The 16,339-nt window shown below is 35.9% G+C and carries 26 protein-coding genes; 16 read left to right on the top strand and 10 right to left on the bottom strand.

What is annotated here, in order from left to right; translation table 11 throughout:
- Window positions 1-84 precede the first annotated feature (84 nt).
- From A9479_RS15355 to A9479_RS15285, 14 genes are all read left to right on the top strand, one after another.
- On the top strand, window positions 85-327 hold the full coding sequence (locus A9479_RS15355; RefSeq protein WP_064663914.1) for a hypothetical protein: 243 nt from the start codon (window positions 85-87) through the stop codon (window positions 325-327).
- 25 nt (window positions 328-352) lie between these two features.
- Complete coding sequence (locus tag A9479_RS15350; protein WP_064663913.1) at window positions 353-589, top strand: hypothetical protein; 237 nt, start codon at window positions 353-355, stop codon at window positions 587-589.
- An 18-nt stretch (window positions 590-607) separates the two neighbouring features.
- Complete coding sequence (locus A9479_RS15345) at window positions 608-823, top strand: hypothetical protein (RefSeq protein WP_064663912.1); 216 nt, start codon at window positions 608-610, stop codon at window positions 821-823.
- A 309-nt stretch (window positions 824-1,132) separates the two neighbouring features.
- Window positions 1,133-1,324 (top strand): hypothetical protein, encoded by a 192-nt coding sequence (locus A9479_RS15335; RefSeq protein ID WP_064663910.1) that lies wholly within the window; start codon window positions 1,133-1,135, stop codon window positions 1,322-1,324.
- Window positions 1,325-1,342: 18 nt separating this feature from the next.
- A complete protein-coding gene (locus A9479_RS15330) occupies window positions 1,343-1,633 on the top strand; it encodes a hypothetical protein (RefSeq protein WP_064663909.1) in 291 nt (96 codons plus the stop codon).
- Between the two features lie 35 nt (window positions 1,634-1,668).
- Entirely contained in the window at window positions 1,669-1,905 is a 237-nt protein-coding gene (locus tag A9479_RS15325) for a hypothetical protein (protein WP_064663908.1), read from the top strand.
- Between the two features lie 28 nt (window positions 1,906-1,933).
- On the top strand, window positions 1,934-2,206 hold the full coding sequence (locus tag A9479_RS15320; protein WP_064663907.1) for a hypothetical protein: 273 nt from the start codon (window positions 1,934-1,936) through the stop codon (window positions 2,204-2,206).
- Window positions 2,207-2,222: 16 nt separating this feature from the next.
- Entirely contained in the window at window positions 2,223-3,113 is an 891-nt protein-coding gene (locus A9479_RS15315) for a DUF2971 domain-containing protein (protein ID WP_064663906.1), read from the top strand.
- 28 nt (window positions 3,114-3,141) lie between these two features.
- Window positions 3,142-3,465 (top strand): hypothetical protein, encoded by a 324-nt coding sequence (locus tag A9479_RS15310; protein ID WP_064663905.1) that lies wholly within the window; start codon window positions 3,142-3,144, stop codon window positions 3,463-3,465.
- Between the two features lie 29 nt (window positions 3,466-3,494).
- Window positions 3,495-3,701 (top strand): hypothetical protein, encoded by a 207-nt coding sequence (locus tag A9479_RS15305; RefSeq protein WP_064663904.1) that lies wholly within the window; start codon window positions 3,495-3,497, stop codon window positions 3,699-3,701.
- A 143-nt stretch (window positions 3,702-3,844) separates the two neighbouring features.
- Entirely contained in the window at window positions 3,845-4,255 is a 411-nt protein-coding gene (locus A9479_RS15300) for a hypothetical protein (RefSeq protein WP_064663903.1), read from the top strand.
- A gap of 48 nt (window positions 4,256-4,303) precedes the next feature.
- Window positions 4,304-4,810, top strand: a complete 507-nt coding sequence (locus tag A9479_RS15295) for a hypothetical protein (RefSeq protein WP_064663902.1) — start codon at window positions 4,304-4,306, stop codon at window positions 4,808-4,810.
- 540 nt (window positions 4,811-5,350) lie between these two features.
- Window positions 5,351-6,355, top strand: a complete 1,005-nt coding sequence (locus tag A9479_RS15290; RefSeq protein WP_064663901.1) for a site-specific integrase — start codon at window positions 5,351-5,353, stop codon at window positions 6,353-6,355.
- Window positions 6,356-6,500: 145 nt separating this feature from the next.
- On the top strand, window positions 6,501-6,953 hold the full coding sequence (locus A9479_RS15285; protein WP_064663900.1) for a helix-turn-helix domain-containing protein: 453 nt from the start codon (window positions 6,501-6,503) through the stop codon (window positions 6,951-6,953).
- A 1-nt stretch (window position 6,954) separates the two neighbouring features.
- Here the strand turns inward: A9479_RS15285 and A9479_RS15280 are convergent, their stop codons facing one another.
- From A9479_RS15280 to A9479_RS19875, 3 genes are all read right to left on the bottom strand, one after another.
- Window positions 6,955-7,548 (bottom strand): hypothetical protein, encoded by a 594-nt coding sequence (locus A9479_RS15280; RefSeq protein ID WP_064663899.1) that lies wholly within the window; start codon window positions 7,546-7,548, stop codon window positions 6,955-6,957.
- 1 nt (window position 7,549) lies between these two features.
- Window positions 7,550-7,885, bottom strand: a complete 336-nt coding sequence (locus A9479_RS15275) for a hypothetical protein (RefSeq protein ID WP_064663898.1) — start codon at window positions 7,883-7,885, stop codon at window positions 7,550-7,552.
- A gap of 146 nt (window positions 7,886-8,031) precedes the next feature.
- Window positions 8,032-8,196, bottom strand: coding sequence for a hypothetical protein (locus tag A9479_RS19875; RefSeq protein WP_156520102.1), 165 nt, complete (start codon window positions 8,194-8,196; stop codon window positions 8,032-8,034).
- 724 nt (window positions 8,197-8,920) lie between these two features.
- Between A9479_RS19875 and A9479_RS15265 the strand changes: the two genes are divergently transcribed.
- Together A9479_RS15265 and A9479_RS15260 are read left to right on the top strand one after the other, a co-directional pair.
- Entirely contained in the window at window positions 8,921-9,226 is a 306-nt protein-coding gene (locus A9479_RS15265) for a hypothetical protein (protein WP_064663896.1), read from the top strand.
- A gap of 201 nt (window positions 9,227-9,427) precedes the next feature.
- Window positions 9,428-10,297: a DNA replication terminus site-binding protein gene (locus tag A9479_RS15260; RefSeq protein WP_064663895.1), complete on the top strand. Its 870-nt coding sequence runs from the start codon at window positions 9,428-9,430 to the stop codon at window positions 10,295-10,297.
- A 112-nt stretch (window positions 10,298-10,409) separates the two neighbouring features.
- Here A9479_RS15260 and A9479_RS15255 read toward each other — a convergent pair whose 3' ends face one another.
- The 7 genes from A9479_RS15255 to A9479_RS15225 all read right to left on the bottom strand — a co-directional run bounded on the left by A9479_RS15255 (window position 10,410) and on the right by A9479_RS15225 (window position 16,128).
- A complete protein-coding gene (locus tag A9479_RS15255; RefSeq protein ID WP_064663894.1) occupies window positions 10,410-11,933 on the bottom strand; it encodes a hypothetical protein in 1,524 nt (507 codons plus the stop codon).
- Window positions 11,934-12,070: 137 nt separating this feature from the next.
- Entirely contained in the window at window positions 12,071-12,418 is a 348-nt protein-coding gene (locus A9479_RS15250; protein ID WP_064663893.1) for a hypothetical protein, read from the bottom strand.
- Window positions 12,419-12,523: 105 nt separating this feature from the next.
- Window positions 12,524-12,700: a hypothetical protein gene (locus A9479_RS19990; RefSeq protein ID WP_197487265.1), complete on the bottom strand. Its 177-nt coding sequence runs from the start codon at window positions 12,698-12,700 to the stop codon at window positions 12,524-12,526.
- A gap of 68 nt (window positions 12,701-12,768) precedes the next feature.
- On the bottom strand, window positions 12,769-14,127 hold the full coding sequence (locus A9479_RS15240; RefSeq protein ID WP_064663891.1) for a conjugal transfer protein TraH: 1,359 nt from the start codon (window positions 14,125-14,127) through the stop codon (window positions 12,769-12,771).
- Complete coding sequence (gene traF, locus A9479_RS15235; RefSeq protein WP_064663890.1) at window positions 14,128-15,093, bottom strand: conjugal transfer protein TraF; 966 nt, start codon at window positions 15,091-15,093, stop codon at window positions 14,128-14,130.
- Window positions 15,093-15,791: a hypothetical protein gene (locus A9479_RS15230; protein WP_064663889.1), complete on the bottom strand. Its 699-nt coding sequence runs from the start codon at window positions 15,789-15,791 to the stop codon at window positions 15,093-15,095. Before A9479_RS15230 ends, traF begins: the two co-directional genes overlap by 1 nt.
- Window position 15,792: 1 nt before the next feature.
- A complete protein-coding gene (locus tag A9479_RS15225; protein WP_064663888.1) occupies window positions 15,793-16,128 on the bottom strand; it encodes a hypothetical protein in 336 nt (111 codons plus the stop codon).
- Window positions 16,129-16,339 lie beyond the last annotated feature (211 nt).

Below are 16,339 nucleotides of genomic sequence, written 5' to 3'. Positions count from 1 at the left end.
TTGCAATTCAAGCTTTTGCCAGTGGCGTTTAATTAAGCGCTACTCACAAAAGTAAAATGTTCAACTGGCTTTAAGGGAAAAATAATGGCTGTAATAACGAAGAAAGATGAAAAAATCGAAAGTGTGGTTGGTGAGTTAAACGAAGGATATTCATTCGATGACTTCATTAATAAGTTTCAAGAGCTTTACCCGAAGGATTGGAGCAAGATTGAGCGTGAACATGCGAAACATGAACGCAAAACTAAGCCAGGGAAGACACATCCTATGCCTGAGCCAATTCAGTACCTTAAAAACGCTCTGAACGTATGGAATAAAAAGAAGAAATAGCTTAATTGGAATACAGGAATAGGTTATGGAATTAGATGCTGATTTTACAGGCATTCATTTAGCTAGTGCAAAAATGCAAGGTATTGAATTGAGCGTTGAAGAATTTATTAATTTTGCTCGCTCTGTTATCGATGGCATGGACAAAGAACTAACTTCGTATTTAGAATTAAGCTTCAATCAAGTTGTAAGCGGTGAAGATATTAAGGCCGGAAGCGATTTTAACCGGTTAATAAAAGACTACATCCAGCAGGTTTACCGATAACATAACAAGGGGTTTTGAATGAATAGCCATCAAACACAACACTGCGCAAGAGTCTCATCGCTTAATAAAGCTATCAAAGCTAAAGAAGATAACAACCCAGGCTTGAACAGCTTAAAGCAAGAAATAACAGAGTTACAATCACGCATTGTGCATGCGCAAGGTGAAGAGCGGGAACAACTAATAAAACAAAAAGAGTTTAAGGAAAAAGAGCTCACAGCCAAATACCAACCATAATTATATTACTTGGTAAACTAAGGCAAATATTGGATTAAGTAAGGAACTAAGATGAATGAATTAGTGCTAAACATTACGGAAATGTACCCGCAAGAAAAGGAGCACCCTGTAATAGAAAACCCAAACAACTTAACAACAGTTACTTGTGGCAACTGTGGTGCGGAAGTTCGTAATGTATTCAGTTTGACTAGGCACTCAGGTGAAAGTTATAGCGTTCGGTGTACTACAAGGAATGATGTCGGGCAGCAATGTCTAAATACATTTAAAGTGGCCGTTTCAGAGAAATAGCGAGATTGGAATACCACAGTAATGCGTGTTCTATTTTCAGTAATGGTTGGTTTGTCTTTTTGGGCTACTAGCGTATTTATATTTTGGTTGGTAGGTTTTGATTTACAAGTAGGCACTATTAAAGACGGCAAAATGAATGACCATTGGTGGTTACCTCCGGCAGTTGTACTGTGGACGGTGTTAACGTACTACGCTTCTAGAAATAAAACCTAAATTAAAAATGGGATAACAATGAACAACAATACTTTTAATTGGAAAAAATTTCAGTTTATAACTGAAGTTCAAACGGCGGTTATAAATAACGCAACAAATTTAACGTTTGATAATGATGATACTAAAAACATTAGACATATATTTTCAGCTACTGGCACACTTTCTATTATGGATGATGCTTTTTATGCAGCTGAGCGTATACCAAGCGATTTGACAGCGCATGAAGCTGCATGTGATTTTTGTGGTTATATGTTAGAAAATTTAAAAGAAGACAATTCGGATGTTCCTTATTGGTTTGCTAGAAATTAAATCTATACCACCCAAAGAAGCAAAGGCTGAATTGAATGTCACGTTTTACTAAAGAAGATTTGTTTAAAGATGAGAAAAGCTGGTCAGGGTTACATGATGTGATCGTTGATGTAGTCCACATCACTCCGACAAAAGAGCTGGCCGAAAATATATTTGATGGCCTGCCATCAAGGGTAAAAGAGTTGGCCTATAAATCGGGGTTAAACGATACCTATTTTCGCGAAGAAGCATTTGATGCCATCGAGCAGGAAGTAGATCCTGATAGAGAATAACCACAGAAGCATATTGGAATACGGCCTTATGGATTTAAAAATCATAATCAATTACGACAACAAGCCATTGTTGGAGCAATCGAAACTAGCAAACTCTATTATGCATTGTTACTTCGAAAATCAGAATGTGATTGCCTCAGAAGCACTCAATAGCTGTGAAGACAAGTTGTTTATTGAAGAGGAGTGTATGAGCGATGAACTGGCAATGCACTGGCTTATTGCTAGTGATTTAGCATTTGTGGCTGTGTGTGGTGGAATTGCTGAGATAACAGACCGCTACACTTTAAGTTTTGTGGAATAGTTTAATTGGAATATGAATGTCTAAAAGATCTTCAAGTATTACTGATTATTATAACAACAAATATCCAAGTGCTGAATCTCAAAATATAGAGGCTTTGTTCCGATATTCGGCTTACAATCCTCAGCAAATAGAGCGTCACAAAAAACTATTTGTCGATGGTTGGTTATTTCATAATTTACCTTGTAACTTTAATGATCCGTTCGAATTTAAACCCAAGCTTAATTGGCCTGAGAGAAAATCTATCGAAGAATCTGGGCTCATACTTGACTTAACAGCATATCATCAATTATTTCATCGAACACTTTCTGAGCCTAATACAAAACAATTGCTCAGAGATAAAAGTATTCAAGGTATGTTAAAAAGGTGCGTCATAGAGGCGTATCAAAGCTTGCGTGTCTGTTGTTTTACCACAAGTCACGAAAACCCCTTATCCTGGGCGCATTATGCAGATTCGCATAGAGGGTATTGTGTTAAATTTTCGGGTAGAGGGAAGGTAGCATCTCAGGCGCGTAGAATAAATTACACAGACAACTATCCAGAACTAACCTTTCCATTGATAACTCAGATGGTTAAATTTTTAGGTCCAATGCTCAGCAAATCAAAAACATGGGAATATGAAAATGAGTACAGATCTATTTTCAACCCAAATCATGAGAGAGACATAAAATCACACATCGAATTAACTCAAAATATCGACCTCTTAAAAGGCCTTGAGTTAAAACATGATGGTGAGTGCTTATCTTTAGAAGAAGATGAAATAACAGATATATATTTTGGCGTAAACATGCCAGATGAGCATAAGAAAGAAATAAAAAGGCAAGTAAAAAAGGGGCCATTTACTCCTAAATTTTGGACAGCATCTATTTCAGACAAAGATTATAAGATGCTATTTCACCGATACAAATAAATAATTAAATTGGAATAAAGGAAATCAAATGACAGATCCATTAGTTTTAAGTGAAGTTAAAGAAAAACTAGCTAGTGTTGTGAGTGAAAACTTCGAATGGCCTGAGATACCAAAAGGGTGGCAACTGGAGTTTATTGTTTACCCTGACGGTGAAGTGAATATGGATTTACTGCACCCTGTTTCTGCTGTGTTTTGGTCAGAAGATAATGATCATTTTGAGCTTCCTATCATGAATAATGGGAAATTTATTACGGCAACTGTTTTGAAAAATGCAGGTATACCGTTTATGACCACATTTGGTCATGCAGCTGTCTCTGAGAAACCAAAGTCACCGCATTTAAAAAGCGTTTAAATGTATTAATCGAAGTGTTGGAATATCAAATGACAGAAAAGGTTAGCAAACACAGCACCTATAACGCTAAAAGAAGCCAAGTTTTAAAGGTTGAAGAACTCAAAGGTGATAATGAAGCGCAAGCGTTTTGGCTGCAATTTAAAGCTGATTTAACGGCTAAATCGAGCAATACAAAACAAGGTTTAAAAGACCTCTATCAGTTCGCCCAAGATAATGGGTACTTTGATAAAAAATAATCAATCTAATGCTTGCCTTGGTCGCGGTGCGCGACTATTATTGGTTCAAATTAATTGTGCCGAGAAGATGACTAAGTTAAAAGTAGATCCTAAATTCCTCAGTGTTCTTTTATACGGAACTTATAGTTACAATACATATTTAGGTGTTGGTCAATCTCATTGATCTAAGGTTTCAAAAAGAAAGGCTTAATAACTGTATATGTGGTGGTGAAGCCATTGTAGAGTATGGCTTTATTGATGCGCCTAGTTTCTTAACATGTATGGTTTTTTACATACCAAATCAAATAGAAAAATTTGTTGTAAGTGGAGTTAGATTAATGAAAAACAATCAAAATGAAAGTGGAAATAGTACTAACTTTTTTAAGGTATCGCTTCTTGAATTATCAGAGCCATTAATTTGCCTATTTTGCTCGTTCGGGTTTTATGCAATAGCTGCTAGCACACCTGATTTTAGCACCGATGGCATACTTTTATTTGGCAAAATATGTATCGGCGCTTCTATGTTTTGGTCGTTAGTAGTTTTAGTGTGCAAAAATAAAAATAAGAGTGAATAGTTAAAATTTAAATTATCAGGTTATTATTAAGGTCAAAAGGAAATATAAATGAGTGCAAAACCAGAAATTAAACTGCCCATACTGATTGTTATATTAGGTGTAATTATAGCTGGTATGCATACTGCTTACCTTTACAGCAATTCGATACCGTTAATTCAAATGAACTTAACTCAAGACGAAAAAGCAAAACTTACTAGTATTGGCTCAGTTAAATTAAGTAAGGCCGGGTACTTAAATATAAATTGTAAAATATACAATTCATATGAATATAGCTACGTTATGGTCTCTTCTGGTACCAAAAGAACTGAAGAGTACGCAAAATGGTCATGTGGGCACACTCTAAAACACTTTGACTGCCCCGAAATTGATGTGAAAATAGTTAATGGCCATGCTGAAATAGATGCTGGCTTAACACCAAAAGAGGATTACAGTTTAGGGCAAGTTAAGAAATGTGCGGCTTTAGCGATTAAACACGCACCTACTGAATTACGCCCAACTTCCGAAGATGTAATAGAAGAAAACCTTAAAGCGGAAAACCTTAAATCTTATTCTTAAACGAGGCTGTGGGATAGATAGAAGTACAACTTGAGTAAATAAATGATCAAGAATACGACTAGTTTTGTCCCATCCCAAGATTCAAAACCGCAAATTAGGGTTAATCGTGGGTGAGCAAATAAGTTTCTAATCTTGGGGTGTTCGCACCCACCTCAACCTTAGTGAAATAGCTGTAAAGACAAGATTAAACACCTACCTCTTTAATGAAATAGACGATGACCCTACTCAATTCAAATTATTTTTATACTTTTTTAAAACTAGAAATACTGCAAAGAAAAAGGCTGCAGTACAATCAGTGTTTTACAATTCAAATATAATAACCAGTCTTTTCAAATGTTTTTTATCCTATACTTTAGCGGTGATATTAAAATTTACACCTAATTTAACATAAAATATTGATGTCATAAATGGTGCTTTACGCAAGTTAAAATAAAGTGTATAAATATACAGTGATAAATCAAGTTGCTATCGAGTAACAACCCAAGCTTTTTTAATTGCTTGAAATAGTAAAGCAAGCTAATAAATATATAAGTGGTTAATATGAAAAATAGATTTGGAAAATTAATCGACCTAAAACCTGACTTGCCACCAGCAATTTACAGCAGCGCAAAAACCGTGGTTTATGTTGATCCACAATGTCCGATATTTAATTATATCAACACACTGAGATCCAACGCTTCAAAGGAAACTGCTACTAGAGCGTTAAAAGCCGTTGCAACACACACCGGGTACTCTGGCATATATGATATTTGCTGGAAAACAATTAAGCATACCGATGTTAGTAATTTAGTACAAATTCTAATAAGCAAGCAGCTTTCACCAAATACCATTAATCTTTATGTATCCGTAGTGAAAAGCATTTGTGAACGCGCTTATTTACTAGAAATGATTTCTCGAAGAGAGTTTGATGCGATACTGAAGGTTAAAGGCGACACCGGCTCTAGAATAAAAAAGCACAAAGTTATCACACGTAACGAGTTTTCCGAACTACTCGCCAGAGTGCAAAGTGTAAATAAATCAAATAACACAAAAAAAATACGCGACACAGCTGTATTTCATTTGTTAATTGGTACCGGCTTAAGGCGCAATGAGTTGGCAACACTAAACATATCAAGTTTTGAGATTGATAGCTCTAATGCGGATGAGCCTACAATCACAGGGCAATATGTAAAGGTGATCGGTAAAGGAAACAAAGAGCGGCATGTGGGAATTCACCCCGTTACGCGCGAAGCATTAAATAGCTGGTTAGCATTTAGAGGCGCTTCGCCAGGACCAGTTTTTGTTAGAGTCCTAAAGGATGGTACTTTCAATGTTGATCCTGAAAATCACTTAAGCGGAAGTGCAATTTATGGTTTATGCAAGTCCTATGGAACAGTAGCGCCACACTCACTCCGCCGCTCATATGCAACATGGCTAGATGAAAGCGGTACGAAGCTTAGTCGAATAAGCAAGCTGCTTGGCCACGCAAAAGAAGCAACTACTGCAGTCTATATTATTGATGATGAGCAGAATAGCTATAACGATATATTGAACAATTTGTTTTAGGTAGAACATTAAGTTACATAAATATCGTCCCTATTATCTTTATAACGCTATGAAAATAGCAGATTTTATTATCACATATTATAGTCATGTACAATTTGTTTGTTATAATCACTTAAAGTTATATGTAAAATACAAGGTTTATTAAGTGGCGCACACATATTTTAAGAATTTAGATGTAGAAGCAAAAAAACAGTACGTTTCTGATGTTATCAATCGATGCTGTGAAGTGTGGGGCGTTTCTGAACCATTTGAGATTGTAGATGAACATGGTCACAGAGGCTTAGGACATACAGCATCTGCTATGAAAATGTGGATTTCTAGACCAACAATGCCTTGGGATTTCATACTTACGACAGCGCTTAAAAAAAACATAAGCCTGGATTATTTGCTGTTAAACGTTACTGACGGTAACCAATTAACAGATCAAAAACCCGTGGAGTTGTTGGAGTTAATTGATAAGTGCGTAGCCGATTCCCTGTTCGAAAGCGCTGAGTTTGGCATTGTTGAGCATAGCTATATAAGTGCAATCTCTAAAAAGATAAGTTCAAAAATTGAAGACGCTCTAACAGTTAAGGTTCATAAGGATAAAGCGGGCTAATCTAAGCCCGCGTAAGACCACTGAAAAGCCTTCGTTTCATATAAAGCAACCGCCTTGATAGCCATTCAATTAATGACGGCGCATACAAAGAAGTCATCAGGATGTAGCTGTTTAAGAAAACGATTGAGGAATAAAAAAACGCATCATATTTATCAGGCCACCCACCGTATAACATCATCCCGGAAATAAAGAGATGCATCACACTATTTATTAAGAGCACCCCCAAGACTACAATTACGGATGAGCTATAATTAGAGCTCTTTGAAACTAGCGGGTACGAAACTAAAATAACGATCGCCGTTAATGAGTCAAAGACAGAAAACATGAAATACATTAAATGAAAATCTAGTGAAGGCTCAAGATTTCCCTCATAAGCCTCTTTAGCTAAAACATAATCTGTTGTTAAATAGGATATTGCTATAACACAAACAACCAGCAAATGGCTTAAAGCACACTTCTTTAAAGTATACTTGACGATAGTAATCAATACGCAAAGTATAAGCAGCCCCGAAAAAGTAAGAATTTGCTTAAGGTAAAATGAGTCAGCATTAGTATGACTAAGTAAAGACACCCACCAATCGATAACTTGCTCCATCTTAAGCTTGCTTTCTAAAGCTAATTAAAGATACAACTTTATTGCTAGAATTAGCTTGGGGCGTGACAGGAGTATTCGAGGAGTTTGGAATACCTTCCACATTATTAATTAACTTTTTGATTGCTACATATCTTTCATGAGCGGCCTCTCTTTCGGGCCCGACAGGTAATGACTTCATATAGCGCTCAACTAAAAGCAGCTCTTGCATTAATTTACGAACAGTTATTGCAGTGGCAATAGAGGATATTTTTTTACGTTTAACAAATAAGAACACTCCAAGCATCCATAAATACATACATAAAAAATATTGAATAGTAGTAATGGGTGATACATCCATAACACGCCCTTAAGTTAACACTATAAAGGCGCATAATAATGCAAAATTGGCAATAGAGCCACAAAAACAACACCATCCTTTATACTGAATTTTATGTTGATTCGCGGCTCAAGCGGCATTATTAAAGCATAATTACCAGTAATAAATTATGAGATTTTAGGCTTTAAAGGTGGTAAAACACCCATTCCACGTTGGACGACTACGATTTGATCTTCAATGCTTTTAGCATTCAATTTATACGCCTCTTGAGTAGACCCTGCGCTTAAGTTAGGCGAGCTTAGTAGTGAAGCAAGTAGAACGAAACTATTCATTTATATATCCTTTATAGTGGCTAGCCACACTTCGGAACTGAGCTCCTCACTGGACTAGATATTTGATTGAAAGTTGACTTTAGCGTCATAAAAAACGCGTTTAAGTCACCCGCATTTGTAAATGCAATACTTGAACCAATCTTATTGCCAAATAGAGAAAAGTATAAAAAATATCTTTTTACGGATAAGAAGGATGGTAATGAATAAACATCAATATGAACTATAAGGTTTACGGATGTTGAGTTTTCATTTAATAGTAAAGCGCGACGTTGTTCCGCGCATAAGCGTTCTATCATAATATCTCCCAATGTATTGCCTTAATAGTAAATATAAACAGACTGAAAATGCCTAAAAAATAATTCAATTTATGAAAATAATTTACCACTTCAAACAAGGCTAAGTTGCTAAAGTTACACCTTAACTAATTGAGGTAAAAAAATGTTATCCATTAAAGAAAAAAACTCTTTTTTAAGAGGAGCGCTTGTAATCAGTATCTTAATTTCATTGCTCATCATAAGCATGGCGCTAACATCATACTTTCGTTACGGGATTGAACTACCTACTGAATTTTATCTGCCACTATGCACACCTTTTGCTTTACTGCTTATGAATATAATTAATAGCAAGCTAAAACATGCATACAAGTAGTTAATTTTCCCAACAAAGCACGAATTAAGTATTGTGATAAGGTTGGTTTATTACTCCTAGAAATGGAAGCATTACAATGAGAACTTTAAAAATACTATTACTTGCTGCCCCCCTAATAAGCAGCGCCATATGCGCTGAGCTGACTAATGAAAAGGTATGCTACAAGCTCACTGGCCCAAAGAATGAGATCCAGCGACTAATAAAGGCTGACTTATTAACGAAATACACCTTACTTGAGAGTATTGGAGGTGAAGAGCAGTTAACATTAAATACTAACCGTAGCCACATAACTAAAACTGAACTGACCATTGTTGATAAACCGGTTACGTTTGTATTTAGCTTAAATGAAGAAAAAAACATACTTTGTGGCTGGTTACCGTAATCATCTGCTTGTTTTTTATACCATCATACTAGAATGTATGTATACTATACACACGCATAACCCCACCCTTAGTGGCGCGTTTGAAAAAATAAAAAAAATAAATCAAAAAAAGGGATAAAAATACTCTCAGTTACTAACTCTGCTGTTGAGGTTAAATGTGATTTATTATTTAGTATGATGGTATAGAAAGGCGGGATAGTAATGGCTTTAATTAAACAAATAGAAAACCTCTTAAATTCACTTGTCGAAGCAACAGTCACTTTGAATGAAACGCTTCACAGCGCCCCACTAATCAATGCCGTTTGCTATAAATTACCCGTTGAAACAGGTAACCATGAAGTAGAAAATGGCTGGCAGTTTATATCACCTACTCAACACAGTGATTTTAATGCGCTTGTCATGGCCACTGCATCCTACGCCAAATTTACACCAGATTATGGCTACTCTCCAAAATACCCATTTAGATTACCTGGCTTACTTCAGTACCCATTGGAATTTGAGAGTCATATTTCTTATTTGGTAGGACAGTGTAATTTAATAAAGGAGCAAATCAGATTATCACTTGTAAGCAGTCAACTTAACCCTTCTCAAAAACGAACAATCATACAAACAGTTTGCCCTAATGCAATTACCTTACAAATATACAGGCTTATAAACTGCCCAGTCGGTCCAGCAAAGAGGGTAGGTTTTACTTGGTGTAACAAGAACAGTATGCGGAGAATAAATAAGACTGAATTCATTAAGTATCTTAAAAGCAGTATGAGTAACCCACCTGCCGGCTTAAATAAAGCTGAGTGGCAACCTTATGTTTCGAAAGAGATAGAGTTGGTTGAAGCAGAAAAAGCGAAAACAATAAAAATTAAACGACCTTTACCGGTTACCCCTAAACTGAATGTTTCATTTAAAGATGACACTAAAGGTGTAATGCTATATGCGCACACCCCAACTATCATATTTGGAGATACACCTGCAGCAATATCTCCATTGAAACAGTACATCAACAAGAGCTGCAAGGTTAATTTAAATAATTACTTAATAAAAAGACTTTATGTTCTAAGCACCCTAGATTAGTTTAAAACGTACTGCTGGTGGTTTATTGCTAAGCACCAATAATTTGATAAAACTGGTACGATCCATAACACATAAAAAAACCCCAATAAGTAATTGGGGTTTATATTTTTTACTACAAATGTTTACTATAGTTAGCTACTTCCCTAATAAATTTAACAGCAGTAAAATTATTATCATCATAACTTGAACCAAGCTTAAGTTTTTTCCCATTACTTAACTCAACATACCTGCTAGTTGAAGAGAAATGATCATATCTCTCACAAACATCAGTTTTGGCTGTCTTTTTGCAAACATCGTCGTATGCCATAAAACTTCTTACACCATAGACAGTTTTGCCTTGGTCGTTATCAGTATATTTACCAATAAAAGCTCTGGCAGGTGATATACCAGGCTGAGTTGAACTGTGTCCTGAATGACCCAATCCCATTAAATGAAACAATTCATGCATAGCGTAGTATTCGTTTGCATAAGTTGTATAACCCCAACCCGCTACAGCAAAAGCCAAGTGTTTATTATTTCTATCACCCGTTCTAGTAGGTTTGTAAGCTTTACCGGCGATCTGATTGACTGCATCAAAGAAGGGGTGGACAAACATAACAAGGTCTGCTTTCCACGCCTTGCGCATCTCTCTTAACTTTTGACTATTAGCCATTTTACTTAGTAGCTGAGAGTAATTATCTGTACATCTGCCGTGTGGACATACATCCTCAGGTGGCAAACTATACGCATATCGAAGCCCGTACTCTGTTTTTTCATGAGCTGTATAGTACCTCATGGATGCAAGAGTAGAACCGTCAATAATATCTTCTCCTTCGATAATTTCACCTATGCTATCCAAAACAGGAACTGGCATATATTGTCTAAACTTATATGTTTTTAATCTCCCAGCTATGTTTGGGTGTATCAACCACAGTACTCCTGGACCGATTGTATTTTCAACAGAGGCGCTTGGGTCCAACGGCATTTTCACTGTCCAACCATTGATAGACTTTGAAACGCTTGATTTTGAATTAATAGGCTCAGCAACTAAGCTCTGATTAATTAACCCCTCCTTTACTTCGATTGTGTCACTTCCAGATACAGATGGAGTTTTCAACTGCTTAGTTTCTGTTGCTTTAATAACCTCTAAATCTTTCGAGAGTCTTATAAATTTCTCATTGTCATGCGTGTTAATGATAATTTCATAGTAAAGCTCAGAAGGACCATCACTTTCGTTACTTTTAGCAAAAGAATATAGCTTGGCTTTTATGTTCTTGTTTTTTGATTCGAACTCAACACTTCTTAAATTTAAATCACTGCCATAAGACAGATAAGTTGGTTTTAAAGAAACATTATCTGAGCCTGTTTTTCCGAGCCTAAGATTTATGTTCAGTATTTCAGTTCCCGTATAAGCAATTTTTCGACTTAAATCCCCGAATGTGTCTTTAAGTCCATTTTCACTTTCAGCATCAATTCGTTTATCTGAATTGGCATTCTGTATAATAGCTTTTAGCGTGCTCCTTTGTAAGTTGGATAACTCAAACGATTCTACATTCTTAGTTTGAGAGTATTTATTAATCTGAGGTTTTTCATTTATAGCTAGAGACTGAAAGCTAGCTCCAAAGAGTAAAATCAAAGGGAGAGATATTTTTTTCATATGATATTTCCTTATAGTTGATTTGATTTCCTAAACCACCTTATTCTCACCTGATTAATATGTAAACCCATTTCGGGTACTAAATGTGCTCTTCTGTATAGAAATAAATACATAATGTAAATATCCACTAAAATAACTTAGTCATCAGTATCACAACTTTCACTACCAAAAGAGTTGATAGCTAACGGCCATAGAACTAAACCATCCACTAAAGCACCATTGTTAGAATTAGAATAAATAGCGTCTTTAACTTCCCTTTTTGTATTATTTTGAGACGGTTCAGAAGCTTTTGCAGATCTAATAAATGAAGGTGCTGAGCTTTTGACAGAACCTATTACTTTGGTGTTTTTACCCAACAAAGATTTAAGATGATGATTTTCCCGCTCTAGAATTTCCAAATCTGATTTTAAAGACTTACACTCTTTTTCCTTTAGTGATAATTCTTTTTTTAATTTAGCTAACTTTTTATTATTAAACAAATCCATAAAACCCCCTATTGGCTATGTGTTCATTATGCTTTTTAGGTCTCTATAAGAGCGACTATCTTACTAAAATCATTCCTAACCGCCGGAGGGTTGGACTAAGATCTATTAATTTTGTATTTGTTCTAACGATTCAAGGCGTGACTTTAAAACCAAAACTAACAGCTCTGCATCAGTAATAGAATCAACTATATCTCGACCCTTAGTAACTTCTAATTGCTCCTTGAGCCAAAATGAAGCGCTAGGGTCATATTGCAGTTCTTGTTCAAGTGTATCTATTCGCATATTTATTCCCTGTATTACGGCCTATTAATAACTGTTGTAAATCACTAAATATATCGTCAAAATATTAACTACAAATCCTGCATTGCTTTTAAAACGGATATGCTTGCCGCCTCGGTATTTAATTCTGTTCTATATTTCTTGTTCAAATCTTTTAATTTTTCTGAAAGTAAATCCAACTCTTCAAGATAACCTGAAGACATTGAGCCAACAACATCAGTACCCGTATTAGATTTCATTTTTACAACAGTTATTAAATGACTTAACATATCAACTAATTGAGCAGTTATCTGTGACTGAGCCCGAGCTGCTAGTATCTTAGTGCCAGTAACTCTATCACCATTTAAGTAACCTAGTACCTTGGCATAATTAAGATTGGCAATTTGCATTAAAGCTTTCTCTTCATTAGTTATCGATTGAGAACTCCGTGATACCAATTTCTCTCCCAACCTATCAGCTGTCTCACTAAATATTTGTTCCAACCCCCGGTGTTGCACACTTGTAATTGCGGGGTTTAGGCACAGGGGATCAGAAGAGCTTTGTGTGCATACATAAATCTTAATCGTTCCTGTATCACTACCCTCAAAAACATCTTCTAATGAAACAGTCGGCTCCATTGGTTTTAAAGTTATCCCAGAGTTATTGTTATTGGTATTTCCTGACTTTTGAGAAATTACAGTTCCCGTTAGTGACATTAAGAGGTTTCTGAGATTTAAACCAGATAGACCAGGGATATCATGAGTGAAGTTTTTAACATCGGCACTCGATAAAACCTTAAAAGCTGTATTTACCTCTATATCAACCCCCATTTTTGCCGCTTTATTTGCAGCATTATCGGTATCTCCTTTTTGCGTTAAAGCCTCGCCTCTATCAGTCAACCACCCATTTGTATCGTCAGCTAGCTTTTCTAGCGCTCCAAACTCCATAGCCTTAGTAAATGTTGACTTAGCATCTCCACCATCTAAACCTTCTAGAAATGCAACTGACTTCTCACAACCATTTGCAGTTAGCTCGTTAAATTCATCTAATTTATTTTGAAGAGTTTGCATTAGGTCAGAACAAGATGGGCAGACTGAGCCAAGAGCTAAGTTAAATGCATATGAAGGCACGCCTTGAGCAATAGCCCTACCCATTTGCACTAATTGATCTGAGTTAATTACGCTGAAACTTCCAGCAAAAAAATCGATGCCTCCACAACCACCTGAAAGCCTAGGGGGTGCAAAAGAAACTGGTTGTGTTCTAATATTTTTTACACGATATGATGCACCACCAAAGCTAACACCATTTCTTGTTGGTGTATTTACAGTCGTTGCGCTATTTGTTTGAAATGAAACCGCATCAGTAAAAACCTGCTCCATCACGGAAGATGCTTTAATACTGCTCGATGAAACGGCAGCTACAGCCAAGAGAGTTAGTTTGAACTTATTCATTTACTTCACCTTTGATGATGTTGAAATATTTATATCTTCTAAGCGCTTTCTCAATAACTCAGATAGAACAACAGGGTTGTCTTCTAATTTTTTCTTTTCTATCATTATTGGTTCTTTTGAGATTAATATATCTTTAACCTCCTGAGTTCTATTAAATTCCTCCTCGGTGATCAAACCTAATCTTTTTCCCGCGTATAAAGCACGCTGAACAATCTCTTGGCCTGACGCCATACCATATTTGATTGGTTGAAATAATTTCCCATCGTTGGAAACAAGCAAGGTCGTTGGGGTTATATTAATTTGAAACTTTCTTGATAGAGCTAAGTTAGGATCTACCACATGCTTAACACCGGGAAACTCTTTATCTAGCAGTATTCCATCCATTGATATAGCTATAACGTCAACACCCATTATCTCTGCCAATGACTCAACTGCAGGAAATTGCTTATGACAATAAGGACAATCTGACCGGTAGAACATCCAAAGTCCTGCTTTATCAAATAGCGCATTAAACACTTCTTGCTCATTGCGGCTTGTTTCTAATTTATGGGCAAATAACGCCTGACTAGAGTTTGGACGTCGATTACTTTCAGATAACTGCTCTTCAAATAGAAAAAATTCTTTTGTTTGATCGCTAAACGCATTAGCTTTATCAATAGCAAGACGTTGGGCATAATAATAAGTTGCAATGTTCTCGGTAGATGGATCATCTATGGCTGTATTTAGAAGCTTGGGCAGATTATCTTTAAGCCATTCAGCATTAATTTCTACCATTTCTGGTTTAACAGCCTCTACCTTTGGCGCAGGCTTTTTTTCTTCCTCCTCTACAATTTCGGGGTCTTCATAAAAATGCCAGCCTCTCTTATCGTTATTCTTATAATTATTTACCGGTTCATTTGCGTTAGAAAATGGCGCACTTAAGCAAAATGCAGCCATTACAGCTGCATAAACTAATTTAGTATTCATTAATTACCTACTTGAGCTTTTTGGAGAGGCGCGTTAGCAACTGGGAAGATTTCATTTATAGAGCGAGATTTTTTAAAGGAGTGAAATGATCTAACACGATTACTATCGAACTTTATACTTTTTGCTGGTGGAACTGCCACACCAAGCCGACACCAAGGGCACTGAGATGTGCTTGACTGAATGGTACGTAAATAAAAACGATTACATAAACATTTGCTTGGATATATTTCGAATATTGTTATCGCATGAAAGAACGAATTAACTAAATTTACATCCACATACCCAACCTCACTACCAAATCTATTGTTAAATGATATTGAAATATTAACAAGCATAGATGGTGTAACTAAATCTTCATCGAAATTGAATTTTGGATAAATAGACTTGGTGATAGCATGGATTAGATTACATGTTAGAGCTCCCTGCTTGGGGCTAGCCCATCCAAAAGAAATACTTGAAGCCGCGTTTTCGAAAGGAAAAAAGAAGTTTGATTTACCAATCAAAGCTTGTAAGGTTTTAATTTTACTAGAAGTAACATTGGGGAAAAACGCCCTAAGTAAAGTTGGCCTGGCATTCAACTTTATTAGATTCAAAATTAACGACACATCTTGCAGAATAGTTGTTATTTCTTTACTTGGATTACAAACTGATTCAAATAAATTTAGAACAACAGGTGATGAGTTAGTATCTAAAGCCATATCATCCTACCTCAACATTAATTGATGTAGATTGTGCGAGCGCCTTTAATTTATTGTTTGGGTGTGACATATCCGTTGTATCCTTAACATTATCCAACAGACTTTTTATTCCATTAACCCCAAAGCCTGTAGCATTTAAAATTTGCTTCTCTCTACCAAGGCGCTGCAATTCAGTCCTGCTTGCATCACGAATTGCAACTACATCTGAGTCAGATTCAAATAAAAAAATGCTACGCGCCAAATCAACATCAATTTCTGCCAACTCTTTAACAATTAATAAAGCAGATACCTGAAGTGATAGCGCCTCATCAAATAAACTACATCTCTTATCAACCATTTGTAATCCCTTAGTATTAATTATGATACATTTCTAGCTCATGGAATAAGCTAATTTTACATCATTTTTTTATAACAACAAGTTCAAAGGGCTAACTTGTTGTGTATATTTCACAATCAATTGCAAAACCCAATTAAAAACAACAAGTTAAAATTTTGAAATTTATAACCAATAGTGGCGGAGATAGCTAACCCAATATAAATCAAAACCT

The sequence above is a fragment of the Pseudoalteromonas sp. MQS005 genome (genome assembly GCF_001661605.1).
Classification (GTDB): Bacteria; Pseudomonadota; Gammaproteobacteria; order Enterobacterales; family Alteromonadaceae; genus Pseudoalteromonas; species Pseudoalteromonas tetraodonis.
The sequence above is the reverse complement of the archived record's forward strand: the minus strand, read 5'-3'. Positions and strand labels throughout refer to the sequence as shown.

Coding starts and splice junctions, on each gene's coding strand:
- A9479_RS15355 (WP_064663914.1), top strand. CDS start 85: ATGGCTGTAATAACGAAGAAAGATGAAAAAATCGAAAGTGTGGTTGGT.
- A9479_RS15350 (WP_064663913.1), top strand. CDS start 353: ATGGAATTAGATGCTGATTTTACAGGCATTCATTTAGCTAGTGCAAAA.
- A9479_RS15345 (WP_064663912.1), top strand. CDS start 608: ATGAATAGCCATCAAACACAACACTGCGCAAGAGTCTCATCGCTTAAT.
- A9479_RS15335 (WP_064663910.1), top strand. CDS start 1,133: ATGCGTGTTCTATTTTCAGTAATGGTTGGTTTGTCTTTTTGGGCTACT.
- A9479_RS15330 (WP_064663909.1), top strand. CDS start 1,343: ATGAACAACAATACTTTTAATTGGAAAAAATTTCAGTTTATAACTGAA.
- A9479_RS15325 (WP_064663908.1), top strand. CDS start 1,669: ATGTCACGTTTTACTAAAGAAGATTTGTTTAAAGATGAGAAAAGCTGG.
- A9479_RS15320 (WP_064663907.1), top strand. CDS start 1,934: ATGGATTTAAAAATCATAATCAATTACGACAACAAGCCATTGTTGGAG.
- A9479_RS15315 (WP_064663906.1), top strand. CDS start 2,223: ATGTCTAAAAGATCTTCAAGTATTACTGATTATTATAACAACAAATAT.
- A9479_RS15310 (WP_064663905.1), top strand. CDS start 3,142: ATGACAGATCCATTAGTTTTAAGTGAAGTTAAAGAAAAACTAGCTAGT.
- A9479_RS15305 (WP_064663904.1), top strand. CDS start 3,495: ATGACAGAAAAGGTTAGCAAACACAGCACCTATAACGCTAAAAGAAGC.
- A9479_RS15295 (WP_064663902.1), top strand. CDS start 4,304: ATGAGTGCAAAACCAGAAATTAAACTGCCCATACTGATTGTTATATTA.
- A9479_RS15290 (WP_064663901.1), top strand. CDS start 5,351: ATGAAAAATAGATTTGGAAAATTAATCGACCTAAAACCTGACTTGCCA.
- A9479_RS15280 (WP_064663899.1), bottom strand. CDS start 7,548: ATGGAGCAAGTTATCGATTGGTGGGTGTCTTTACTTAGTCATACTAAT.
- A9479_RS15275 (WP_064663898.1), bottom strand. CDS start 7,885: ATGGATGTATCACCCATTACTACTATTCAATATTTTTTATGTATGTAT.
- A9479_RS19875 (WP_156520102.1), bottom strand. CDS start 8,196: ATGAATAGTTTCGTTCTACTTGCTTCACTACTAAGCTCGCCTAACTTA.
- A9479_RS15265 (WP_064663896.1), top strand. CDS start 8,921: ATGAGAACTTTAAAAATACTATTACTTGCTGCCCCCCTAATAAGCAGC.
- A9479_RS15260 (WP_064663895.1), top strand. CDS start 9,428: ATGGCTTTAATTAAACAAATAGAAAACCTCTTAAATTCACTTGTCGAA.
- A9479_RS15255 (WP_064663894.1), bottom strand. CDS start 11,933: ATGAAAAAAATATCTCTCCCTTTGATTTTACTCTTTGGAGCTAGCTTT.
- A9479_RS15250 (WP_064663893.1), bottom strand. CDS start 12,418: ATGGATTTGTTTAATAATAAAAAGTTAGCTAAATTAAAAAAAGAATTA.
- A9479_RS19990 (WP_197487265.1), bottom strand. CDS start 12,700: ATGCGAATAGATACACTTGAACAAGAACTGCAATATGACCCTAGCGCT.
- A9479_RS15240 (WP_064663891.1), bottom strand. CDS start 14,127: ATGAATAAGTTCAAACTAACTCTCTTGGCTGTAGCTGCCGTTTCATCG.
- traF (WP_064663890.1), bottom strand. CDS start 15,093: ATGAATACTAAATTAGTTTATGCAGCTGTAATGGCTGCATTTTGCTTA.
- A9479_RS15230 (WP_064663889.1), bottom strand. CDS start 15,791: ATGGCTTTAGATACTAACTCATCACCTGTTGTTCTAAATTTATTTGAA.
- A9479_RS15225 (WP_064663888.1), bottom strand. CDS start 16,128: ATGGTTGATAAGAGATGTAGTTTATTTGATGAGGCGCTATCACTTCAG.